This window comes from Streptomyces sp. AC555_RSS877, assembly GCF_019049245.1.
Taxonomy (GTDB): Bacteria; Actinomycetota; Actinomycetes; order Streptomycetales; family Streptomycetaceae; genus Streptomyces.
This window is the reverse complement of the sequence record NZ_JAGMUK010000030.1, coordinates 1-24011: the sequence shown is the minus strand read 5'-3', so window position 1 is coordinate 24011 and position 24011 is coordinate 1. Positions and strand designations below refer to the sequence as shown.

Here is a 24011-nt window from a genome sequence, read left to right as displayed (position 1 = left end):
TGGCAGACTCTGCGCCTATGACTGAGACGACCGTGACGACGCAGGAAGGGCCCGACGAGGCCGTTCCGCAGACCGTCACGGCCGGGACCGGGCCGGGTTCCCTGCGCCGGCCGCGTACCCCGCGCCGACCCCGACTCTGGTTCGAGATCCTGCTGATCGCCGTGAGTTACTGGACGTACTCACTGGTCCGCAACGCGGTCCCGGAGCAGCGGTCCGAGGCGCTGCGCAACGCCGACTGGATCTGGAAGGCCGAGCACCACGTCGGCATCGCGGTCGAGGAGTCCGTCAACCACGCCGTGAACTCGGTGACTTGGCTCATCGTCGGCATGAACTACTACTACGCGACCTTGCACTTCGTGGTGACGCTCTGTGTGCTCGTGTGGCTCTTCCGCAGCCATCCCGGCCGCTACGCCGCGGCCCGCCTCGTGCTCTTCTCGACCACCGGCGTCGCCCTGGTCGGTTACTACCTGTATCCGCTGGCCCCGCCGCGTCTGATGAACGGCGGCCACTTCGTCGACACCGTCATGGTCCACCAGACGTGGGGCTCGATGGCCTCCGGCGACCTGAAGCACATGTCGAACCAGTACGCCGCCATGCCTTCCATGCACATCGGCTGGTCCCTGTGGTGCGGCCTGACGATCTTCGCGCTGGCGTCGGTCCCGTGGGTGCGGGTCCTCGGCCTCCTCTACCCGGCGGCCACGCTGGTGGTCATCGTCGCCACCGCCAACCACTTCTGGCTGGACGCGGTGGGCGGCGTCCTCTGCCTGGCCTTCGGCTACGCGGTGGCCCGGCTCTGGTACGGGACGCTGCCGTACGCGCTGCCGAAGCGGGTGCCGGGCCGTGAACGGCCCTTGCTTCCGACGAAGGTCTAGGGCCTGTCCGGCGGATCATGCCGCAGACGCGGGGCCTGGCACGCCGATCTGCCGCGTTGTCGTCGGTTGCCGACTCCCCCACTCTCGACTTCGCTCGAGCGGGGGGACCCCCATCGCGTCGACGCCCTCCTCCGCCTTGCAGCTCGACGCACCAGGACCCGCTCACCTGCGTCGATGAGGCGCCGCGGAGGTCCTGCGACCTGATCCGCCGGACAGGCCCTAGCCGGGGCGGGGGGCCGGGGACTGTGCCCGACACCCCTGTCCTGTCGGTCGTCCGTCCGAGGGGCGCTCGGCGCCGCCTGGTGCGGGTGAGCGCGAGGCGGCGGAGCGTCCCGATGCCACCGTCGCCTCACGCCATCCGGGCCTCGCCTCGCCTCGCCGAGGATGACTCCCGTGCTCGCCCGAGGTCTGGTTGCCGGCCCCGCTCGTCGGTGGCGGGCGGCGCGCGGGCGGGCGACCGCGCCCGCTGCGGCGGCCGCCGGGCGTGCGTACCAGTCACCTCCGGGCATGCGCGACCGTGCAGGACAGCGCCGCAGCCCGCCGCCGCCTCCCGCAGCACCCCGTCGAACGCCTCCAGGGGCGGGCCGCGGCGGGGCGCGGATCAGACTGACTCCCGGCCGGGCCGCCACGAAGCCCTGCGCGCGGTCGGATGGTCATCGCTCTCGACGGACTTCGGCCGGGACCCGGCGGCCTCGCGGGCGTGGAGCTGTGCGGCCGGCTTCCGCGCCGGGTTCGCCGGGACGCTGCTGACCTTCACGGCCTGGCACCGGTCAGTGCGGGGCGCCCCGGTGCTGCCGGACGCTGCCGTGAGCGACGCCGGTGGCGCTCGCGTCACGGCCTGCAAGCTCCCCGCCGACCGGGGCCGTGCTCGGCGTGGCGGGGGTAGCGGTGACCCGCGAGCGGTCGAGGGGAGGCGGTGGTGGGTGGCCCCGCGTCCGAGGCCTACGCCCCGTAGAAGAGCTCGTCCACCACGCCCCGCGCCCGTCGTGCCGTACGCCGGTAGTCGTCGAGCATGTCGCCCACGTGGCCGGGGCCGTAGCCGAGGTAGCGACCCACCGCGCCCAGTTCGCGGGCGTCCGAGGGGAAGGTGTCGCCGGCCCGGCCGCGGACGAGCATCACGGCGTTGCGTACGCGGGTGGCCAGGACCCAGGCCTCGTCGAGGGTGGCGGCGTCCTCGTCGGCGAGGAGGCCGGCCGTGCGGGCGGCGGCGAGGGCGGCTCGGGTACGGGTCGTGCGCAGGCCCGCCACCTCCGCGCCGTGCCGCATCTGGATGAGCTGCACGGTCCACTCGACGTCGGAGAGGCCGCCGGGACCGAGCTTGGTGTGCAGTTTCGGGTCGGCGCCGCGCGGCATCCGCTCGGACTCCATCCGGGCCTTCAGGCGCCGGATCTCGCGTACGGCGTCGTCGCCGAGGCCGGCCGTCGGGTACCGCAGCGGATCGATCAGCTCGATGAAGCGGCGGCCCAACTCCTCGTCCCCTGCGACGGGTTCGGCCCGCAGCAGGGCCTGCGACTCCCAGCCGAGGGACCAGCGGCGATAGTAGGCCTCGTACGAGTTCAACGTCCTCACGAGCGGCCCGGACTTGCCCTCCGGCCGCAGGTCGGCGTCGATGAGCAGCGGCGGGTCGGCGCTGGGGATCTGGAGCAGGCGGCGCATCTCGGAGACGACCTTGTTGGCCGCGTCGGAGGCCTCGCGTTCGTCGACGCCGTCGCGCGGCTCGTGCACGAACAGCACGTCGGCGTCGGAGCCGTAGCCGAGTTCGTGGCCGCCGAAGCGGCCCATGCCTATGACGGCGAACCGGGTGGGCAGGGTGTCCCCCCACCCGTCCCGGACCACCGCGCGCAGCGTTCCGGAGAGGGTGGCCGCCGTCAGGTCGGACACCGCGCCGCCGACCCGGTCCACGAGGGCGCCCTGGTCGGCCTCGACCGGCTGGGCCTCGGTGCCGTAGGAGCCGACGATGTCCGCGGCGGCCGTACGGAACAGTTCGCGGCGGCGGACACCGCGGGCGGCCGTGACCGCCTGCACGGCGCCGGGTGCGCGGCCGACCGCGGCGAGGATCTCCGGTTCCAGGTGGTCCCGGCCGCGTGGTTCCAGGCCGGCCGCGTCGCCGTCGCCGAGCAGGGCGACCGCCTCGGGGGCGCGCATCAGCAGGTCGGGGGCGAGCCGGCCGGCGGACAGGACCCGGGCGAGGTTCTCGGCGGCGGCGCCCTCGTCCCTCAGCAGCCGCAGGTACCAGGGGGTCTTGCCGAGCGCGTCCGACACCTTGCGGAAGTTGAGCAGCCCGGCGTCCGGGTCTGCCGAGTCGGCGAACCAGCCGAGCAGCACCGGCAGCAGCGTCCGCTGGATGGCCGCTTTGCGGGTGACCCCGGACGCCAGCGCCTCCAGGTGCCGCAGCGCCGCCGCCGGGTCCGCGTACCCGAGCGCGACCAGCCGCTCCCGGGCCGCCTCGGGGCTCAACCGGGTCTCGCCGGGGGCGAGCTGGGCGACGGCGTCGAGCAGGGGGCGGTAGAACAGCTTCTCGTGCAGCCGTCGTACGACGCTGGTGTGCCGTTTCCACTCGCGGGTCAGCTCGGCGACCGGGTCGGCGCGCAGGCCGAGGGAGCGGCCGAGGCGGCGCAGGTCGGCCTCCTCCTCGGGGACGAGGTGGGTGCGGCGCAGCCGGTAGAGCTGGATGCGGTGCTCCATGGAGCGCAGGAAGCGGTAGGCGTCGTCGAGCTGGACGGCGTCGGCGCGGCCGACGTAGCCGCCGGTGGCCAGGGCCTGCAGGGCGTCCAGGGTGGTGCCGCTGCGGAGCGAGACGTCGGCCCGCCCGTGCACCAGCTGGAGGAGCTGGACGGCGAACTCGACGTCCCTGAGGCCGCCGGGGCCGAGCTTCAGCTCGCGTTCGATCTCGGCGACGGGGATGTTCTCGACGACGCGGCGGCGCATCTTCTGCACGTCGGCGACGAAGTTGTCGCGCTCGGCCGCCTTCCAGACCAGGGGTTCGAGGGCGGCGACGTACTCCGCGCCGAGGTCGAGGTCGCCGGCCACCGGGCGGGCCTTGAGCAGGGCCTGGAACTCCCAGGTCTTGGCCCAGCGCTGGTAGTAGGCGAGGTGGCTGCTGAGCGTGCGCACCAGCGGACCGTTTCTGCCCTCGGGCCGCAGGTTGGCGTCCACGGGCCAGATCGAGCCCTCGATCGTGGTCTCCGAGCAGATCCGCATCAGGTGCGAGGCGAGCTTGGTGGCGGCCCTGACGGCCTTGCCCTCGTCGGCACCCTCGCACGCCTCGCCGACGAAGATCACGTCGACGTCGGAGACGTAGTTCAGCTCGTGTCCGCCGCACTTGCCCATCGCGATGACCGCGAGCCGGCACAGCGCGCTGTCCTCCGGCGCCGCCGCGCGGGCGATGGCGAGGGCGGCGCGCAGGGTCGCGGTGGCGAGGTCGGCGAGCTCGGCGGCGGTCTCGGCGATGTCGGTGGTGCCGCACACGTCACGGGCGGCGATGGACAGCAGGCAGCGGCGGTAGGCGACGCGCAGCAGTACGGGGTCGGTCGCCTCCGCGAGGCCCCGCTCGAAGTCCGCCACTCCGGGGTGCAGGTCGCTCGGCTCGTACATGACGAGGGCGCGCCAGTCACCCGGATGCCGGGCGAGATGGTCGGCGAGCGCGGCGGAGGCGCCGAGCACGCCGAGCAGCCGGTCGCGCAGCGGCTTGGCCGCTATCACCGTGTCGAGCAGTTCCCGCCGGGCGGTGGGCGCGGGCTGCGCCTCCAGCAGACGGACCAGACCGTGCAGGGCGAGGTCAGGGTCGGCGGTCGCGCCCAGCGACTCCAGCAGGACCGGGTCGTCCCGGACGTGCGCCAGTTCCGTGCCGTCCAGGAGGCGCTCGGCGGCGGAGGGGTCGGTGAAGCCGTGCCGCAGCAGCCGCGTGAAGGTACTGCTTCTGCGCCCCGGCGCCGTCATCCCGGCCTCCTGTCGGATCAAGGTCGTACGGCCACGAGCCTAACCGGATCGGCCGGAGGAAGCGTTGGGGCGCCGGAGCGGGTTTTCCGCGGGTCACTGTCACCGTGGACGGCCGCGAAGGGCACGGCCGGGGCCGTGCCGCCGGGCATGCGGCCCGCGACCGCGGTGGCCCGGGGGTTTCCGGTTGTTCACGGGGAACCCTGGGAGGAGACACCTCTGGAGGGCTGCTGATGACCGACAAGGAAACCGAGAGGGCACCCGAGGCCCGTCTCGACCCCCGCTACAGCGACGAGGACGCCACCGCGATCTCCTGGCCCGCGGCCGAGGCGCTGCTCTCCTCGGCCGAGCTGTTCTGGATCTCGACGGTGCGGCCGGACGGGCGGCCGCACGTGACCCCCCTGCCCGCGGTGTGGGCGCACGGCGCGCTGCACTTCTGCACCGGGCCCGACGAACGCAAGGCGAAGAACCTCGCGCACAATCCGAACGTCGTGCTGACGACCGGCACCAACACCTGGGACAAGGGCTACGACCTGGTCGTGGAGGGCGAGGCGGTACGCGTCTCCGACGACGGGCGGCTGCGGGAGCTGGCCGCCGCGTGGGAGACGAAGTACGGCGAATTCTGGCGCTTCGAGGTACGGGAGGGGTATTTCCACCACGGTCCTGGGCACGCCGTCGTCTTCGCGCTGGCGCCGCGCACGGTTTTCGGCTTCGGTAAGGGGGAGCCGTTCAGCCAGACGCGCTGGCGGTTCGTCTGACACTCACCTGCCCCTCCCGTCAAAGGCGACTTGGAGACCAGCGATGGAGTTCACCCTCGAAGTGCTTCCGCTGCCCGTGAGCGACATCGACCGGGCCCGGGACTTCTACCGGGACAGGGTCGGCTTCCACGTGGACATCGACCAGGAGGTGATGCCGGGCATGCGGATCGTCCAGCTGACCCCTCCGGGCTCCGGCTGCTCGATCGCCCTCGGCGACAGCATCTGGGAGATGGCCCAGGGACCGCGCCCCGCCCCCGGCTCCTACCAGGGCCTCCAGCTCTGCGTGACCGACATCAAGGCGGCCCGTGCCGAGCTGGTCGAACGCGGCCTGGAGGTCTCCGAGCCGGTCCAGTACGCCCCCGACGACGGCGCGACCTTCATGTACTTCCAGGACCCGGACGGCAACGGCTGGGCGATCCAGGAGTACCGCCGCCGGGTCACGGAGCCACTGCATCAGGTACTGGCGAAGCTCGCGCAGCAGTAGCGCCGCCGAGGGGCGCGGGGACTGCGCGACCAGCCCCCACCGGGCCGCACGGTCCGCACGACGCCGCGCCCCACGGCGAATCCCTACAGCGCTACAGCACCGGCAGGTTCTTCCGCAGCTCGAAGGCCGTGACCTCGCTGCGGTACTCCTCCCACTCCTGGCGCTTGTTGCGCAGGAAGAAATCGAACACGTGCTCGCCCAGTGTCTCGGCGACCAGGTCGCTCCGCTCCATCAGCGTCAGCGCCTCGCCCAGGTTCTGGGGCAGGGGCTCGATGCCCATCGCGCGGCGCTCGGCGTCGGAGAGGGCCCAGACGTCGTCCTCGGCGCCCGGCGGGAGCTCGTAGCCCTCCTCGACGCCCTTGAGGCCGGCGGCCAGGAGCATCGCGTACGCCAGGTACGGGTTGGCGCCGGAGTCGATGGAGCGGACCTCGATGCGGGCCGAGCCGGTCTTGCCGGGCTTGTACATCGGGACGCGGACCAGGGCCGAGCGGTTGTTGTGGCCCCAGCAGATGTAGGAGGGGGCCTCGCCGCCGGCGCCCGCCGTGCGCTCCGAGCCGCCCCAGATGCGCTTGTAGGAGTTCACCCACTGGTTGGTGACCGCGGCGATCTCCGCCGCGTGCTTGAGCAGGCCCGCGATGAAGGAGCGGCCGACCTTGGAGAGCTGGTACTCCGCGCCCGACTCGTAGAAGGCGTTGCGGTCGCCCTCGAAGAGGGACAGGTGCGTGTGCATGCCGCTGCCGGGGTGCTCGGAGAACGGCTTCGGCATGAAGGTCGCCTGGACGCCCTGCTCCAGCGCCACCTGCTTCATGACCAGGCGGAACGTCATGATGTTGTCCGCCGTGGAGAGCGCGTCTGCGTAGCGCAGGTCGATCTCCTGCTGACCCGGGGCGCCCTCGTGGTGGGAGAACTCGACGGAGATGCCCATCGACTCCAGCATGGTGATCGCCTGGCGGCGGAAGTCCATGCCGATGTTCTGCGGGGTGTGGTCGAAGTAGCCGGAGTTGTCGGCCGGGGTCGGCCGGGTGCCGTCCAGCGGCTTGTCCTTCAGCAGGAAGAACTCGATCTCCGGGTGGGTGTAGAAGGTGAAGCCCAGGTCGGAGGTGCGGGCCAGGGCGCGCTTGAGCACGTACCTCGGGTCCGCGAAGGACGGGGAGCCGTCCGGCATGAGGATGTCGCAGAACATCCGGGCGGTACCGGGGGCCTCCGCACGCCACGGCAGGACCTGGAAGGTCGACGGATCGGGCTTGGCGATCATGTCTGACTCGTATACGCGGGCGAAGCCCTCGATCGCCGAGCCGTCGAAGCCGATGCCCTCGTCGAAGGCCTGTTCCAGCTCGGCCGGGGCCACGGCGACGGACTTGAGGAAGCCCAGCACGTCCGTGAACCACAGGCGTACGAACCGGATGTCACGCTCCTCCAACGTCCGGAGCACGAACTCCTGCTGCTTGTCCATCTTGCGCTTCCCCATCCTTGCTGGTCAGGCCGCCTGTCTCCCGTACCACGGGAGGCGGTCGGGCACCTGGGCATCCCACCACAACACCATTTCACCAGTGTTGCGCACCTTGATCGTCCGGCCGACCTCGGAGTGAACGCCTCACGTAGGGCAGGTGTACTGCTCTGCCGCCCATCTTGCCTGCTCGGACCGACATACGTAATGCCGGGACTCCCGCAACCTCCCGGGGCCGGTCGGCCGGGTACCCGATCTTCCCCGGGTATCCGATCTTCGGCCATTCCTGTGCCCTCCCTACGAGAGTGCACAGCTCCCCCATTACGATCAGCGAACCCGACCGGCACCTTTTCCCCAGAAGGACACACGCATGGGCTCCGCCAAGAAAAGCAGCAGCGCCGCCCGCAAGGCGCGAATAGAGGAGATGCGGCGCGCCGAGCAGTCCCGTGAGCGCCGCAACCGGATCCTCACCGTCGCCGCCAGCGCGGTGGTCGTCGCCGGTCTCGTGGTCGGCGGTGTCGTGCTCGTGAACTCGCAGTCCGACGACGACAGCGCCGCGGTCGACGCGAAGAACACCGGCAGCTTCGTCACCGGCGCGGACGGGGTGAAGACCTGGAAGGGCAAGCTGAGCCAGACCCACGTCACCAAGACCGTGAAGTACTCGACGGAGCCCCCGGTCGGCGGTGACCACAACCAGGTCTGGATGAACTGCAACGGCGACGTGTACACCGAGGCGATCAACAACATGAACGCCGTGCACTCCCTGGAGCACGGCGCGGTCTGGGTGACGTACACCAGCAAGGCCGCGAAGGCGGACGTGGAGGCGCTGGCGGCGAAGGTGAAGGCGACGCCGTACACGCTGATGAGCCCGGACGAGAAGCAGGCCGACCCGATCATGCTCACCGCGTGGGGGAGCCAGCGCACGGTGACCGGTGCCGACGACCCGAACGTCGCCAAGTTCTTCGAGAAGTTCGTGCAGGGCAAGCAGACGCCCGAGCCGGGCGCGGCGTGCACGGGTGGTCTGTCGAAGTGAGGCTCGTCTCGGTGGCGGTCGCCGCGGCGGGCGTGCTCGTCGCGGCCGGCGCCATCACCTACGCCGTCGCCGAGGACGACGGTTCGAGTACGGTTCCCACCGCCGACTCCGCGGACGCGGGGTTCGCGCGGGACATGGCGGTGCACCACCAGCAGGCCGTCGAGATGTCGTACATCGTGCGCGACCGCACCGACGACGAGGACGTGCGGCGTCTCGCGTACGACATCGCGCAGACGCAGGCCAACCAGCGCGGCATGATGCTGGGCTGGCTCGACCTGTGGGGCCTTCCGAAGGTGTCGGCGGACCCGCCGATGACCTGGATGGACATGGGCGGCATGCCCTCCGGCAAGGACGGGGCGCTGATGCCGGGCATGGCGACCAACACCCAGATGAAGAAGCTGGACACCCTGAGCGGCAAGCAGGCCGAGGTCTTCTATCTTCAGCTGATGACGGCCCATCACCAGGGCGGGGTCCACATGGCCGAGGGCTGTGTCGACCGGTGCACGGTCGGCGTGGAGAAGCGGCTCGCGCAGGGAATGGTCAACGCGCAGGAGTCGGAGATCGACCTGATGTCGGACATGCTCAAGGAGCGGGGCGTCGAGCCGCGTTCGTAGGCGAAACCTCCAAATGGCCTTGTCATTAGGTTAATTGAGTTCTTCTTGGCATGCACATTCCCCCGGCGTGAACGGTTCGTCGCCAGAGTGGCCACCGTCGAGTGATCCACTCGAGACGAACCGCACAGGGGGTTCCATGAGATCCAACCGCGCCAAGATGCGCGCCGGGGTGAGCATGGCAGCGACACTGCCGATGCTCGCGGGCGCGCTGGCGCTCGGCATACCCGCGGCGCACGCGGCGGGCAACCCGGGCCGGGACACACTGGCCGGGACCAAGCCCGCGTGGGCCACGGCCAAGGCCGACAAGGGCGCGACCGCCGACAGCAACCAGGTCTCCGCCCGGGTCTACCTCGCGGGCCGGGACGCCGCCGGCCTCGCCGCGTACGCGAAGGCCGTGTCCGACCCGTCCTCCGCGTCGTACGGCAAGTACCTCGGCGCGCAGCAGGCGCAGGCCCGCTTCGGCGCGACCGAGGCGCAGGTCGCGGCGGTGAAGTCCTGGCTGACGTCGGCCGGTCTTGAGGTCACTGGTGTCACGCGGCACTACGTCTCCGTCTCCGGTGACGTGTCCGCCGTCGAGCGGGCCTTCGGCACCCAGCTGCACAACTACGCCAAGGGCGCCAAGATCTACCGCGCGCCCGCCAAGGCGGCCTCCGCGCCGGACGGCCTGAACGGTGCCGTCCTGACCGTCACCGGCCTGGACAACGCGCCGCACAAGGCGACCCACAGCGACACGCTGCCGCCACCGGACGCCGTGTTCAAGAACTCCGGGCCGTTCTCCTCGTACTACGGCTCCAACGTGGCGACCACCCTGCCGGACGCGTACGGCGGGAAGATCCCGTACGCCGTCCAGGGCTACACCGGCAAGCAGCTGCGGGCCGCGTACGGCGCGGGCGGCTACACGGGCAAGGGGGTCCGGGTCGCCATCACCGACGCGTACGCCTCCCCGACCATCGCCTACGACGCGGCCACCTACGCGAAGAAGCACGGCGACGCGGCCTACACCAGCGGTCAGCTGCGCCAGGTCCTGCCCAAGAAGTACGCCCACACCGAGGAGTGCGGGGCGGCCGGCTGGTACGGCGAGGAGACCCTCGATGTCGAGGCCGTGCACGCGGTCGCGCCCGCCGCGAACATCACGTACGTGGGCGGCGCGTCCTGCTACGACGACGACCTGCTCGACTCGCTGAGCAAGGTCGTCGACGGGCACCTGGCCGACATCGTGTCCAACTCGTGGGGCAGCATCGAGGCGGCGCAGACGCCGGATCTCGCGGCCGCCTACGACCAGGTCTTCCAGTTCGGCGCGGTCGAGGGCATCGGCTTCTACTTCTCCTCCGGCGACAACGGCGACGAGGTCGCCAACACCGGCACGAAGCAGGTCGACACCCCGGCCAACTCGGCGTGGGTGACGGCGGTCGGCGGCACCTCGCTGGCCATCGGCAAGGGCGACAAGTACCTGTGGGAGACCGGCTGGGGCACCGAGAAGGCCACGCTGTCCGCGGACGGCAAGAGCTGGACCGACTTCCCCGGCGCGTTCACCTCGGGCGCGGGCGGCGGCACCAGCGCGACCGTCGCCGAGCCGTACTACCAGCAGGGGGTCGTCCCGGCCGCGCTCGCCACGGCCAACAGCGCCGCCGGCAACCGCGTGGTCCCGGACATCTCGGCGATCGCCGACCCCAACACCGGCTTCAAGGTCGGGCAGACGCAGACCTTCCCGGACGGGTCGCAGCGGTACAGCGAGTACCGTCTCGGCGGGACCTCGCTGGCCGCGCCGGTCATCGCGGCCGTCCAGGCCCTCGCCCAGCAGGCGCGCGGCGGCAAGGCGATCGGTTTCGCCAACCCGTCGATCTACGCGAAGTACGGGACGAAGGCCTACCACGACGTCACGGACAACCCCACGGGCTCCGGTCTCGCGGTGGCCCGCGTCGACTACGCCAACAGCTTCGACGACTCGGGCGGTCTCCTCACCTCGGTGCGCACCCTCGGCGCCGACAGCTCGCTCCAGGCCGTGAAGGGCTACGACGACGTCACCGGCGTGGGAACACCGGCGGGCGGCTACGTGGAGTCGTACCGCCGCCGCTGACCACGGCGGGGCAGCACGGCGCGCCCGCTTCCCGACAAAGTTCGTCGGGAGGCGGGCGCTTTCCTGTCCGGGCCCTTCGACGCAGGCGGCGCCTGCGGGCGAGGGCGAAGGCGAGATTGCTCGCCGCGGCGGCGGTGAACGCGGCGGCGAGCAGGAGCCAGTCGGTCATGGATCCCCTGGTGCGGTGTTGCGGTGTTCCGGTCGGTCGTCGGGTTCCGTCGTAAGCGGGGGGAAGCCGGCCCGTCCGGGTTCGGCAGGAATGGGGACGGTTGCGCAGGGGTTGTGCTACGGCGTCGTCGCGGGGAGCGTGAAGCGCCCCACACCCACTCGCCACCCCATCGCGTCGCACTGACGATTACACTGGGCCCGTGCCTCAACTACGTCTCGCCCTGAACCAGATCGACTCACGCGTCGGTGACCTCGCCGGGAACACCGAGACGATCCTCCGCTGGACCCGGCACTCCGCCGAGCAGGGAGCGCATCTCGTGGCGTTCCCCGAGATGGCCCTGACCGGGTATCCCGTCGAGGACCTGGCCCTGCGCTCATCCTTCGTGGAGGCGTCCCGCGCGGCCCTGCGCGGCCTCGCCGCACGGCTCGCCGAGGAGGGTTTCGGGGAGCTGCCGGTGGTCGTCGGCTACCTCGACCGGTCCGAGTCCGCCCAGCCGAGGTTCGGCCAGCCGGCCGGCGCGCCCCGCAACGCGGGGGCGGTGCTGCACCGCGGCGAGGTGGTCCTGAACTACGCCAAGCACCACCTGCCGAACTACGGCGTCTTCGACGAGTTCCGCTACTTCGTGCAGGGCGACACCATGCCGGTCGTGCGCGTGCACGGCATCGACGTGGCCCTCGCCATCTGCGAGGACCTGTGGCAGGACGGCGGCCGTGTCCCGGCGGCGCGCTCCGCCGAGGCCGGGCTGCTGCTGTCGATCAACGCCTCGCCGTACGAGCGCGACAAGGACGACACCCGCCTGGAACTGGTCCGCAAGCGCGCCCAGGAGGCGGGCTGCACCACCGCCTACCTCGCCATGATGGGCGGGCAGGACGAGCTGGTCTTCGACGGCGACTCGATCGTCGTCGACAAGAACGGCGAGGTCGTCGCGCGGGCGCCGCAGTTCGCGGAGGGCTGCGTGGTGCTGGACCTCGACCTGCCGGCCGCGTCGGCCAACGCGCCCACGGGGGTCGTGGACGACGGGCTGCGCATCGAGCGGGTGGTGCTGTCCGAGGAGCCCCTGCCGGCCTACGAGCCGGAACTCGCGGGAGGTTACGCGGACCGTCTCGACGACGCCGAGGAGATCTACTCGGCGCTGGTCGTGGGCCTGCGGGCGTACGTGGCGAAGAACGGCTTCACGTCGGTCCTGATCGGCATGTCCGGCGGTATCGACTCGGCGCTGGTCGCGGCGATCGCGTGCGACGCGGTGGGCGCGCAGAACGTGTACGGCGTGTCGATGCCGTCGAAGTACTCCTCCGAGCACTCGAAGGGGGACGCGGCGGAGATGGCCCGGCGGACGGGGCTGAACTTCCGTACCGTGCCGATCGAGCCGATGTTCGACGCGTACATGGGCTCGCTGGGGCTGTCCGGGCTCGCGGAGGAGAACCTCCAGTCCCGGCTGCGGGGCACGATGCTGATGGCGATCTCCAACCAGGAGGGCCACATCGTGCTCGCGCCCGGCAACAAGTCGGAGCTGGCGGTGGGGTACTCGACGCTGTACGGCGACTCGGTGGGCGCGTACGGGCCCATCAAGGACGTGTACAAGACGTGGATCTTCCGGCTGGCCCAGTGGCGCAACGAGGCGGCGGCCGAGCGGGGCCAGACCCCGCCCATCCCGGAGAACTCGATCACCAAGCCGCCGAGCGCGGAGCTGCGGCCGGGGCAGGTCGACACGGACTCGCTGCCGGACTATCCGGTGCTGGACGGGATCCTCGAGCTGTACGTCGACCGGGACCAGGGCGCCGACGCGATCGTCGCCGCCGGGTACGACCGGGAGCTGGTCGTGAAGACGCTGCGGATGGTGGACACCGCGGAGTACAAGCGGCGGCAGTATCCGCCGGGTACGAAGATCTCGGCGAAGGGGTTCGGCAAGGACCGCCGGCTGCCGATCACGAACGGCTGGCGCGAGTCGGTCTGACGGTCAGGCCTGTCTCGGCGGGTGGGCAGAGGCCGGCCCGTACCAGGGGGCGGAGCCCTCTGGTACGGGCCGAAGGGGCGCCGCCCCTCTACGACCGCACCGGCTCCGACACGCCCGGCACGTGCGTCGCGACCAGCCGCCCCCGAGGGGCGACCCGCCGCCGGTCCACCACGGCCGCCGTGGCCGCGACGACCAGGCCCAGGACAGCCAGTGCCGCCCCGGCGATCGCCGGAGACGTCACGCCGAAGCCCGCGGCCAGTGCGACACCTCCGATCCACGCACCCCCGGCGTTGGCCAGGTTGAACGCGGCCTGGTTCGCGGAGGAGGCCAGCGCAGGGGCGGCCGACGCCTTCTCCATCACCATCAGTTGCAGGGGCGAGCCGGTCACGAACGCCGCCATGCCGAGCAGCACGACGGCCAGCCCGGCGCTCCACTCCGCGCTCATCAGCAACGGGAACAGCGCCAGCACGGCCACCAGAGCGGTGAGCCCGCCGAACAGCGTGCCCCGCAGGGAGTGGTCGGCGAGCCGTCCGCCCAGCAGGTTGCCCGCCGTGGCGCCGACGCCGAACAGCGCGAGCAGCACCGTCACGCTGGAGTCGGCGAAGCCGGCCGCGTCGGTGAGCATCGGCGTGACGTAGCTGTACGCGGCGAACAGGGCGCCGAAGCCCGCGACGGTCGTACCGAGCGCCAGCCAGACCGGCAGGGAGCGCAGGGCGGCGAGCTCGCCGCGGACGCCGGCGCGCGGGGCGTGGGCGTCGTCGTGGGGGATGAGCCGCGCCAGGGCCGCGATCGCCACCAGGCCGATCGCGCTGACGCCGAGGAAGGTCGCCCGCCAGCCCATCTGCTGCCCCATGAGGGTGGCGACGGGAACGCCCGCGATGTTGGCGACCGTGAGGCCGAGGAACATCATGGACACCGAGCGGGCCTTGCGCTCCGGCGCGACCATCGTCGTGGCGACGACGGCACCCACGCCGAAGAAGGCACCGTGCGGGAGGCCGCTGAGGAAGCGGGCCGCCAGGAGCCAGTGGTAGTCGGGGGCGAAGGCGGACAGCGCGTTGCCGGCCACGAACAGGGCCATCAGACCGATCAGGACCTTGCGGCGGGCCATGCGCGCGGTGACCGCGGCGAGCAGCGGGGCGCCGACGACGACGCCCAGCGCGTAGGCCGAGACCAGGTGGCCGGCCTCGGGGAGGGAGATGTTCAGGTCGTCCGCGACGTCGGGCAGCAGGCCCATCATCACGAATTCGGTCGTACCGATGCCGAAGGCGCCCACGGCGAGGGCGAGCAGGGCCACGGGCATGAAAAAAACCATTGCCTTTCAGGGGAGAGCGGAGTTCCGTACCAGCGTATGTTCAATTACGGAACAAAGACGCCCGCCCCCGGTATTCCGGCAGGTCGGATCAGTTCGACGTGGCGACGTTCACACGCGCGGCCACCGGAAGGTGGTCGCTCCCGGTCTCCGGCAGCGCCCACGAGCTCTCCGGCTCGACGCCCTTCACCAGGATCTGGTCGATCCGCGCCATCGGGAACGACGCCGGCCAGCTGAACCCGAAGCCGCTGCCCGCCGCGCCCTGCGTGGAGCGCAGCTGGGAGGTGACGGCGTTGAGCGCGCGGTCGTTCATGGTGCCGTTCAGGTCGCCGAGCAGCACGACCCTGGTCAGCTTCTCGTCGGCGATGGCCTCGCCGAGCGCGTCGGCGCTCTTGTCGCGCTGCCGGGCCGTGAACCCGGCCTCCACCTTCACCCGTACCGACGGCAGGTGGGCGACGTACACCGCGACCTGCCCGGCGGGCGTGGTCACCGTGGCGCGCATGGCGCGCGTCCAGCCCAGCTTGATGTCGACCGGCTTGACGCCCGTGAGCGGGTACTTGCTCCACAGCCCGACGGTGCCCTGCACCGAGTGGTACCGGTACGTCGACGCCAGGGCCTTCTCGTACGTCGGGACCGCCCCCTCCGTCAGCTCCTCCAGGGCGACCACGTCCGCGCCGGAGGCGGCCACGTCGCGGGCGGTGCCGGCGGGGTCGGGGTTGTCGGCGTTGACGTTGTGCGTGGCCACGGTGAGGTCACCGCCGGTGGCGGCCTTGTCGGTGAGGAGGCTGCCGAAGATGTTGAACCAGACGGCCGACAGGAGCAGCACCGCGACCAGGGCGGTCGCCGACTTCCGTACGAGAGCGAGGACCAGCAGCACCGGCACCGCGAGACCCAGCCAGGGCAGGAAGGTCTCGATGAGACTGCCGAGGTTGCCGACGCGGTTGGGGATCTGCGCGTGCAGCAGCATGATCAGGGCGGCCAGGACCGCGAGCCCGGCGACGACGAGGCCACGGCGCCAGACCCGCCGGTCACCGCGCCAGCCTGCGCCGAGGCGGTTCATCAGGCGCCGGAACCGGGCTCCCCGGCGCTCGGGTCCCGAGCCTCCGTTGTCCGTTTCCGTCATGTACGCCTGCTGCGCCATACCGTTGCCTCACTGCCCGCCGTGCACACCGTTCGCCCCCCGTGTCCTACGACCCTAGGGGATGATCCGCCCTGTTCCTGCCGTCCCGCGACGGCCGTACGGGCACGAGGACGTACGAGCGGGCGCGCGGAGTTCCGGTGGCCGCCGGGGAAAGCGCCCTCTGTGACGAAACGCGCACACGCGGCCGGACAAGCCCTACGGTGACGGCGAACTGACGGGCGGTGAGCTGACGGGCCGTAGCCCTTCGAGCACCGTGTCGACGATCCGTTCGGACAGGCCGGCCGGGAGTTCGGCGTCCGGACGCATGACGGTGCGGAAGAGCATGGGGCCGGTGAACATGTCGTTCATCAGCTCGACGTCGACGTCCGTGCGCAGTTCGCCGTTGCGCTGTCCGCGGCGCAACAGCTCGATCTGGCGCCGGCGCCGCGGCTCGACGACGGTGGCGTGGTACGCCGTCCAGACTTTCGGGCTGCTCTTCATCTGGGCGTAGACGTTGTGCAGGAGCGCCGACGACCGGGTCATCAGCCCGCGCTGGCGCAACTGTTCGAGGAGGGCCACGAGGTCGTCGCGCAGCGACGTGCCGGGGAGTTCCGGGTCCGGTGGCTCCGCCGTGCGCACGACGTCGACGAAGAGTTCCTCCTTGCCGCTCCAGCGCCGGTAGATGGTGGCCTTGCCGACGCCGGCGGTACGGGCGATGCGCTCGATGGACAGTTCGGCGAGCGGTACGCCCTCTTCCAGGAGCCTCATCACGCCCTCGACGATGGCGCGCTCCACGGCCTCGCTGCGTGGCCGGCCCTTGGCGGGGCCGTCTCTGCGAGGCCGGCTTTCGGCAAGGCTCACGTTGTCCCGTCCCTTCGGTCGCACTGGGGGGATTCTCCCCCGCCGCCTGCCCGCCCCAGGACGAGCCCTACTCCGCCGCCACCAACTCCTGCTCCTCCTCGCCCTCCTGACGCGCCGGCTCCTTCCCCGGCAGGAACAGCGCCACGGTCACCGCGCCGATCACCGCGACGCCCGCTCCCCACAGCGCGGTGACGTGCATGGCGTGCAGGAACGCGTCGTTGGCCGGGCCGATGAGCGCGTCGCCCCTGGGGCCGAGCTTCGCGGCGACACCCAGGGTCGCCTCGATGGACTCCCCCGCGGTGTGGCGCAGGCCCGCGGGCACCGCGCCGAGCCGGTCCTCGATGCCGCCTCGGTACGCCGTGGACAGCACCGAACCGAGGACGGCGATGCCCAGTGCGCCGCCGACCTGGCGGAAGGTGTTGCTGAGCGCGGAGGCGGAGCCGGCCTTCTCGCGGGGCAGGGTCTGCATGATCACGACGCTGACCGGGGTCATGATGTGCGCCATGCCGGCGCCCATCAGGAAGAAGATCACCTCGAGGATCCAGATCGGGGTGTCCGCCTCCAGCGTGGCGAAGGCGGCCAGCATCGCCGCGATGACCACCAGGCCGGCCGTGGTGGTGGCCTTGTAGCCGAAGCGGTCGACGACCAGCCGGGCGCGCGGCGCGAAGATCATCTGGGCGGCGGCCAGCGGCAGCAGCAGCAGACCGGTCTGGAGCGGCGAGTAGCCGCGCACGCTCTGGGTGTAGAAGACCGAGAAGAAGGTCACGCCCATCAGGGCGAAGAAGACCAGCGCGATGGCGGCGATCGCGGCGGAGAAGACCTTGTTCTTGAAGTACGTGACGTCGACGGACGGATGGTCGCTGCGCTTCTCGAACACCACGAAGGCGACGAGGACCAGGACTCCGGCGGCGATGGTCGCCAGGACCGTTGCGTCGGTGAAGTCGGCCCTCTGGCCGCCCTTGATGATGCCGTAGACGAGCAGGACGAGGCCGACGACCGACAGGGAGACGCCGAGGGGGTCGAGCCGGCCGGGGTTCGGGTCGCGGGAGTCGGGCACCAGCCAGAGCATCAGGGCGACCGCGACGATTACGATCGGCACGTTGATGAGGAAGACCGAGCCCCACCAGAAGTGGTCGAGCAGGATGCCGCCGGTGATCGGGCCGATGGCGATGGCTAGGCCCACGCCGCCCGCCCAGATCCCGATGGCCTTGGGCTGCTCCTCGCGCTCGAAGACGTTCATCAGGACGGCGAGGGTGGCCGGCATCACGAAGGCGGCACCGAGGCCCATCAGTGCGCGGAAGGCGATCAGCTCGCCCGGCGTGCCGGAGGATGCGGCGAGGGCGGAGCCGATGCCGAACACGACGAGCCCGCCGAGCAGCACCTTCTTGCGACCGAGGCGGTCGCCGAGCAGACCGGCACTGAACAGCAGGCCGGCGAAGACCAGGGTGTAGGCGTTGATCGCCCACTCCAGTTCGCCCTGGGTGGCGCCCAGGCCGGTCGGGGCGGGGGTCGAGATCGTCTTGATGGCGACGTTCAGGATCGAGTTGTCGAGCACCACGATCAGCAGGCTCAGCATCAGGACGCCGAGGATCGCCCAGCGGCGCCGGTGAACCGTGGCAGGAGTTGTCATGGTTCGAGGCTAACGATTTACGATACGAGACGGTACCGTATCGGAATTTCTTTACCGGGCTCTTACGTACGCGGCCATCACAGGTCCTGCACGGATCGTGCGTACGCAGGGATCACATGGGGGTCCCCTGGCCCTCTCCGGCACGAGGTGCCACCATGGACGTGGTCCGGGGACGCCGTCAGGGCGCCTCGAGATGACGAAGGAGCCGTTGCAATGACGAAGCTTCCGGCTGCCCAGCCTGCGCAGCAGAAGACCTCCGACGGCAGCAAGACGCTGTACGGGGGCAAGGGCACGCGCCGTATCACCGTGCGCGACATCGCCGCCGCCAAGGAGCGCGGCGAGAAGTGGCCCATGCTCACCGCCTACGACGCGATGACCGCGTCCGTCTTCGACGAGGCCGGCATCCCGGTCATGCTGGTCGGGGACTCGGCGGGCAACTGTCACCTCGGGTACGAGACCACCGTGCCCGTCACCCTCGACGAGATGACCATGCTCTCCGCGGCGGTCGTACGGGGCACGCAGCGTGCCCTGATCGTCGGCGACCTGCCCTTCGGCTCCTACCAGGAGGGTCCGGTGCAGGCGCTGCGCTCGGCGACCCGGCTGGTGAAGGAGGCCGGGGTCGGGGCCGTGAAGCTGGAGGGCGGCGAGCGCTCGCACCGGCAGATCGAACTGCTGGTGGAGTCCGGGATCCCCGTGATGGCCCACATCGGGCTGACCCCGCAGTCCGTGAACTCCATGGGCTACCGCGTCCAGGGCCGCGGCGAGGAAGCCGCCCAGCAGCTGCTGCGGGACGCGAAGGCCGTGCAGGACGCGGGCGCGTTCGCGGTGGTCCTCGAACTGGTCCCGGCGGAGCTGGCGGCCGAGGTCACGCGTGTCCTGCACATTCCGACGGTCGGCATCGGCGCGGGACCGGACACCGACGCGCAGGTGCTGGTGTGGACCGACATGCTCGGGCTGACCGGTGGTCGGATGCCGAAGTTCGTGAAGCAGTACGCGAACCTGCGTGAGGTCATGGGGAACGCGGCGAAGGCGTTCGCCGAGGACGTGGTCGGCGGGACGTTCCCGCTGGAGGAGCACTCGGTGCACTGACCCGAGCTGAGCCATTGCGGCACCACAGGCAGCCCGCCGATCTTCCCCCGTCGGCGGGCTGCTGCCGCTCTCGGCTCCGACCGTCCCTGAGAGCTCCGCCCCCAGACCCCCGGCCTGTGTCCACCCACCACCCGTCAGGGTCGGCCGAGAGGTGCACCAACAAACCCAGTAGTCGGTGCCCTGTCGGTGGCCGTCGGCGGACTGTCGGCCGTTTGTCGGTGGGCCCTGACAACGTCGTCCCCATGACGCGAACCGACAAGAACCCCAGTGGCGCCGGCAGCGCCGTGACCGTACGGGGGCTGGTCAAGCACTACGGCGAGACCAAGGCGCTGGACGGGGTCGACCTGGACGTGCGCGAAGGCACCGTGATGGGTGTGCTCGGGCCGAACGGGGCCGGGAAGACCACCCTCGTGCGCATCCTGTCCACCCTGATCCAGCCCGACGCCGGCCGGGCGACCGTCTCCGGCTACGACGTCGTACGGCAGCCCCGGCAGCTGCGCCGGGTGATCGGACTGACCGGCCAGTACGCATCCGTGGACGAGAAGCTCCCCGGTTGGGAGAACCTCTACATGATCGGCCGGCTCCTCGACCTGCCCCGCAAGGACGCCCGCGCGCGGGCCGACGAACTGCTGGAGCGGTTCTCGCTCACCGAGGCGGCCAAGCGGCCCGCGGCGACGTACTCGGGCGGCATGCGGCGGCGGCTCGACCTGGCAGCGTCGCTGATCGGCCACCCTGCCGTGCTCTACCTGGACGAACCGACGACCGGTCTCGACCCGCGTACCCGCAACGAGGTGTGGGACGAGGTCAAGCGGATGGTCGGCGACGGCGTCACCGTCCTGCTCACCACCCAGTACATGGAGGAGGCCGAGCAGCTCGCCTCCGAGCTGACGGTCGTCGACCGCGGCAAGGTCATCGCCAACGGCGCCATCGAGGAGCTGAAGGCGAAGGTCGGCGGCCGTACCCTGCGCATCCGCCCGCTCGACCCGCTGCAGCTGCGGCCGCTCGCCGCCTACCTCGACGAGCTGGGCATCACCGGCCTCGCGTCCACCACCGTGGACGCCGAACGCGGTGCCGCCCTCGTCCCGATCCTCAGCGACGAGCAGCTGACCGCCGTGGTCGGCGCGGTCACCGCGCGTGGCATCACGCTCTCCTCCATCAGCACCGAACTGCCCAGCCTGGACGAGGTGTTCCTGTCCCTCACCGGCCACCGTGCCAGTGCCCCGCAGGAGGCCGCGCCCGCCGACGACCGCCAGGAGGTCGCCGTATGAGCGCCACCGCACTCGCCCCCACCGACCTCGGGTCGGACGCCCGGATCCCGCTGCGCGGCCACCTGCGCCACACCGGCGCGCTGGTCCGCCGCAACCTGCTGTGGATCCGCCAGGACCCGGAGTCGATGTTCGACGCCATCCTGTTCCCGGTCGTCTTCACCCTGCTGTTCGTGTACGTCTTCGGCGGCTCCATCGGGCAGTCGCTCGGCGGCGGCCAGGACGCGTACGTGCAGTACGTCGTGCCCGGCCTGATGGCCATGATGGGCATGAACATGGCCCAGGGGGTCGGCACGGGCTTCAACCAGGACTTCAACACCGGTGTCATGGACCGCTTCCGGTCCCTGCCGATCGGGCGCGGCTCGGTGCTGTTCGCCAAGATCGCGGTCGAACTGATGCGGATGCTGTTCGCGACCGGGGTCCTGATGGTCGTCGGTGTCCTGGTGGGCTTCGACATCACCAACTGGGCCGGCCTGCTCGCCTCCGTGGGGCTGTCCGCCGTCTTCGGCTCGGCCCTGATGTGGGTCTTCCTCACCCTCGGCGTGGTGATGAAGAACGCGCAGTCCGTGCAGGCCATGGGCTTCCTGGTGCTGATGCCGCTGCAGTTCGGCTCGTCGATCTTCGCGCCGACGCAGTCGATGCCGGGCTGGCTGCAGAACTTCACCGACTACAACCCGCTGTCCTCGCTCGCGGACGCGGCACGCGGACTGATGGTGGGCGGTCCGGCCGCGCACGACGTGTGGGTGACCCTCGCCTGGTCGGCGGCGATCACCGCGGTGATGGCGCCGGTCGCGATCCACAAGTTCCGGACCAAGGCCTGACCCGGCGCCCACGGCACGGGCGGTGCGCGTCAGACCAGGGCGGCGGCCTCTTCGAGGGAGAGGCCGCCGCCTTCGGCGTACGCCGCCTCGTACGCCTCGTCGTCGAGCGCGGCGCGGGTCCGCGACACGGCTCGGTCCAGGACCGCGCGCTCCATGCCGGACCGGGTGTGGCGGGGCGGCAGCAGGGCCGCGGCGGCGCCGAGGCATCGGGCGGCGTCACGGGCGCGGCGCCCGCCGTCGGCACCGGCGAGGGCCATCGCGGCGATGACCAGGTAGCCGGAGCGCATGTGCGGCGCGATGGCCTGGGACAGGGGGTCGTCGCCCCGCTCCAGAGCCTGCCGGGCCTTGGTGAGGGCCTGCTCGTACCGGCCGTCCAGGGCCTCCGCCCAGGCCTCCGCCCCGAGGATGAAGGCGTCGAAGACGACGAAGTGGGAGATGTCGAACTCCTCGCGCAGCAACCGGAGTTGCTCGCGGGCCTCCGGCACCCGGTCGGTCATGCCGAGCCAGGCCGCGAGGAAGAGCCGGGCAGCGGCCATCGCATCCTGACCGGCACCGTCCTGGCAGGCGATCACCTCGCGCAGCAGGCGCTCGCCGCGCTCGGCATCAGCGGCCTCACCGGACTCCAGCAGCGCGCTGCCCAGGCGGGCGGTGAGCACGGCCACCTGGGCGCGGGCGCCGATGCGTTGGGCGTGCTCGATCGCGGCCTCGTAGTCGGCGGCGGCGAGCCGGTACTCACCCTGCCGCTCATGGGCCTCGCCGCGGGCGGAGAGGGCCTCGGCCGTGCCCCACAGGTCCCCGAGGCGGCGGTAGATCTCCAGTGACTCGTCGGCGTCACGGGCCGCGTCGCCCGCCCAGTCGGTGCGGTTGGCGAGCAGGTTGGCGCGCATATGGAGGCCGGCGGCGAGCTCCCACTCGAAACCGGGCGCGCTGCGGCAGGTGTCGACGGTGGCGTCGATGACGTGACGCAGCCGCGCCACGTCGCCGGTCATCATGACGGCGAAGAAACAGAAGGAACCGGGGATGCGGCAGCTCTGGGGCAGGCCGGGCTCGTAGGTCTCGGCGATGACACGCAGCTTCTCCTTCGCCCGCGGGGTCTGCCATGCCTCCAACTCCGTGTCCATGCAGGCGAGATGGACGAGATGGGCACCACGCCTGGCCTCTTCGAGGACCTCGCCGGTCCACGGCATCGGCACGTCCGTGCAGCGCTCCCACACCGGGGCGGCGCGGCGTCCGGGCGGGGCGAAGGGGTCGGGGCCGAGGGTCTGGGCCTCGCGGGACCAGTTGCGGGCCACCAGGCGCAGGTCGCGCATCTGCCAGTACCAGGCCATCGACAGCACCAGGCACAGCACCTCCTGCTCGTCGCGCGCGGCGACGGAGCGTTGCAGGGCGGCGCGGATGTTCTCGCTCTCACGCTCCAGCCGCCCGATGGCGGCGAGCTGGCCGGAGCCGCGCAGCAACGGGTCGGTGGCGCGCGCGAGTTCGCGGTAGTACGTCAGATGCGCGCGCTCGGCCTCGTCGCGGTCGCCGGCCTCGTCGAGCCGTTCGCCCGCGTACTCGGCGACGGTCTCCAGGAGCCGGTAGCGCATACCGTCGTCGCCCGAAGGCGCGGCCACCACCAGGGACTTGTCGACGAGCGAGCCGAGCGCGTCGAAGGCGGCGGGGCCGCAGACGGCCTCGGCGGCGGCGAGGTCGCAGCCGCCGGCGAAGACGGACAGCCGCCGCAGCACGTCCCGTTCGCCCTCGCCGAGCAGTTCCCAGGACCAGTCGACGACCGCCCTGAGCGTCTGCTGGCGGGGCAGGACGGTACGGCTGCCGGAGGTGAGCAGACGGAAACGGTCGTCGAGCCGGTCGGCGATCTGACGTGGGGTGAGCATCCGCAGCCGGGCGGCGGCGAGTTCGATGGCGAGGGGCAGCCCGTCGAGGCGCCGGCAGATCTCGGCGCAGACGTCGGGATCGTCCTCCACCCGGAAGCCGGGCCGGGCCGCGGCCCCGCGCTCGGCGAACAGCCGCAGCGCGACCGGCTCCGGCAGCGGTTCCACGGGGCGCACCAACTCCCCCGGTACGCCGAGGGGTTCGCGGCTGGTGGCCAGCACCGTCAGACCGGGGCAGCGCTCCAGCAACTCCTCGACGAGCCGGGCGGCGGCCTCGACGACGTGCTCGCAGTTGTCGAGGATCAGCAGCATCCGGCGCCTGCCGCAGCGCTCGGCGAGCCGCTCGACGGGGTCGTCGTGCCGCTCGCCCCCGGCCCGCATGGCCTCGGCCCCGGCGCCGTACAGCACGGTCTCCCGCGCCCCCACGGCGGTCAGCACGGCCTCCGGTACGGCGGCCGGGTCGTCCACCGGCGCGAGCTCCGCCAGCCACACCCCGTCCCGCACCGACTCCCCCACCGCCTCGGCGGCCTCCTGCGAGAGCCGCGTCTTCCCCGCGCCACCGGGCCCGAGCAGCGTCACAAGCCGGGCGGCGCCGAGATCCCCCCGGATGGCGTCGATGTCGCCCTCCCGACCGACGAAGGAGGTGAGACGGGCACGGAGGTTGCCGGGGGGCGGGGGTATGGGGGCGGTCAGGGGGGTGC

General features: G+C 71.5%; 17 protein-coding genes. 10 read left to right on the top strand and 7 right to left on the bottom strand.

The window, feature by feature from the left end:
* Positions 1-17 precede the first annotated feature (17 nt).
* Complete coding sequence (locus KUM49_RS13825) at positions 18-872, top strand: phosphatase PAP2 family protein (RefSeq protein WP_217237108.1); 855 nt, start codon at positions 18-20, stop codon at positions 870-872.
* 942 nt (positions 873-1814) lie between these two features.
* Here the strand turns inward: KUM49_RS13825 and KUM49_RS13820 are convergent.
* Positions 1815-4811, bottom strand: coding sequence for a bifunctional [glutamine synthetase] adenylyltransferase/[glutamine synthetase]-adenylyl-L-tyrosine phosphorylase (locus KUM49_RS13820; protein ID WP_217237107.1), 2997 nt, complete (start codon positions 4809-4811; stop codon positions 1815-1817).
* Positions 4812-5041: 230 nt separating this feature from the next.
* Here KUM49_RS13820 and KUM49_RS13815 point away from each other — a divergent pair, with 230 nt between their 5' ends.
* Both KUM49_RS13815 and KUM49_RS13810 read left to right on the top strand, forming a co-directional pair.
* Complete coding sequence (locus KUM49_RS13815) at positions 5042-5566, top strand: pyridoxamine 5'-phosphate oxidase family protein (RefSeq protein ID WP_217237106.1); 525 nt, start codon at positions 5042-5044, stop codon at positions 5564-5566.
* Positions 5567-5609: 43 nt separating this feature from the next.
* Entirely contained in the window at positions 5610-6050 is a 441-nt protein-coding gene (locus KUM49_RS13810) for a VOC family protein (protein ID WP_217237105.1), read from the top strand.
* 91 nt (positions 6051-6141) lie between these two features.
* On the opposite strand, the gene KUM49_RS13805 is transcribed toward KUM49_RS13810, so the two are convergent.
* On the bottom strand, positions 6142-7503 hold the full coding sequence (locus tag KUM49_RS13805; protein WP_217237104.1) for a glutamine synthetase family protein: 1362 nt from the start codon (positions 7501-7503) through the stop codon (positions 6142-6144).
* 364 nt (positions 7504-7867) lie between these two features.
* On the opposite strand from KUM49_RS13805, the gene KUM49_RS13800 reads away from it, so the two are divergent.
* The 4 genes from KUM49_RS13800 (at position 7868) to KUM49_RS13785 (ending at position 13344) form a co-directional block, all read left to right on the top strand.
* Complete coding sequence (locus tag KUM49_RS13800; protein ID WP_217237103.1) at positions 7868-8530, top strand: DUF3105 domain-containing protein; 663 nt, start codon at positions 7868-7870, stop codon at positions 8528-8530.
* The gene (locus KUM49_RS13795; RefSeq protein ID WP_217237102.1) at positions 8527-9144 is read left to right on the top strand and encodes a DUF305 domain-containing protein; all 618 of its coding nucleotides are present in this window, start codon (positions 8527-8529) and stop codon (positions 9142-9144) included. The genes KUM49_RS13800 and KUM49_RS13795 overlap by 4 nt, the downstream gene beginning before the upstream one ends.
* Positions 9145-9280: 136 nt before the next feature.
* The gene (locus tag KUM49_RS13790) at positions 9281-11221 is read left to right on the top strand and encodes a protease pro-enzyme activation domain-containing protein (RefSeq protein WP_217237101.1); all 1941 of its coding nucleotides are present in this window, start codon (positions 9281-9283) and stop codon (positions 11219-11221) included.
* A gap of 368 nt (positions 11222-11589) precedes the next feature.
* The gene (locus tag KUM49_RS13785; RefSeq protein WP_217237100.1) at positions 11590-13344 is read left to right on the top strand and encodes an NAD+ synthase; all 1755 of its coding nucleotides are present in this window, start codon (positions 11590-11592) and stop codon (positions 13342-13344) included.
* 88 nt (positions 13345-13432) lie between these two features.
* Here KUM49_RS13785 and KUM49_RS13780 read toward each other — a convergent pair whose 3' ends face one another.
* From KUM49_RS13780 to KUM49_RS13765, 4 genes are all read right to left on the bottom strand, one after another.
* Positions 13433-14644, bottom strand: coding sequence for an MFS transporter (locus KUM49_RS13780; protein WP_217237099.1), 1212 nt, complete (start codon positions 14642-14644; stop codon positions 13433-13435).
* A gap of 100 nt (positions 14645-14744) precedes the next feature.
* Entirely contained in the window at positions 14745-15713 is a 969-nt protein-coding gene (locus KUM49_RS13775; RefSeq protein WP_374200154.1) for an endonuclease/exonuclease/phosphatase family protein, read from the bottom strand.
* 276 nt (positions 15714-15989) lie between these two features.
* Positions 15990-16634: a TetR/AcrR family transcriptional regulator gene (locus tag KUM49_RS13770; RefSeq protein WP_217237097.1), complete on the bottom strand. Its 645-nt coding sequence runs from the start codon at positions 16632-16634 to the stop codon at positions 15990-15992.
* 67 nt (positions 16635-16701) lie between these two features.
* Positions 16702-18264 (bottom strand): MFS transporter, encoded by a 1563-nt coding sequence (locus KUM49_RS13765; RefSeq protein ID WP_217237096.1) that lies wholly within the window; start codon positions 18262-18264, stop codon positions 16702-16704.
* Between the two features lie 213 nt (positions 18265-18477).
* Here KUM49_RS13765 and panB point away from each other — a divergent pair, with 213 nt between their 5' ends.
* The 3 genes from panB to KUM49_RS13750 all read left to right on the top strand — a co-directional run bounded on the left by panB (position 18478) and on the right by KUM49_RS13750 (position 21439).
* A complete protein-coding gene (gene panB / locus KUM49_RS13760; RefSeq protein WP_217237095.1) occupies positions 18478-19353 on the top strand; it encodes a 3-methyl-2-oxobutanoate hydroxymethyltransferase in 876 nt (291 codons plus the stop codon).
* Between the two features lie 242 nt (positions 19354-19595).
* Positions 19596-20621 (top strand): ATP-binding cassette domain-containing protein, encoded by a 1026-nt coding sequence (locus KUM49_RS13755; RefSeq protein ID WP_217237094.1) that lies wholly within the window; start codon positions 19596-19598, stop codon positions 20619-20621.
* Entirely contained in the window at positions 20618-21439 is an 822-nt protein-coding gene (locus KUM49_RS13750; RefSeq protein WP_217237093.1) for an ABC transporter permease, read from the top strand. The genes KUM49_RS13755 and KUM49_RS13750 overlap by 4 nt, the downstream gene beginning before the upstream one ends.
* A 29-nt stretch (positions 21440-21468) precedes the next feature.
* On the opposite strand, the gene KUM49_RS13745 is transcribed toward KUM49_RS13750, so the two are convergent.
* Positions 21469-24011 (bottom strand): AAA family ATPase (locus tag KUM49_RS13745; protein ID WP_217237092.1); only part of this gene is annotated, 2543 nt, incomplete at its 5' end.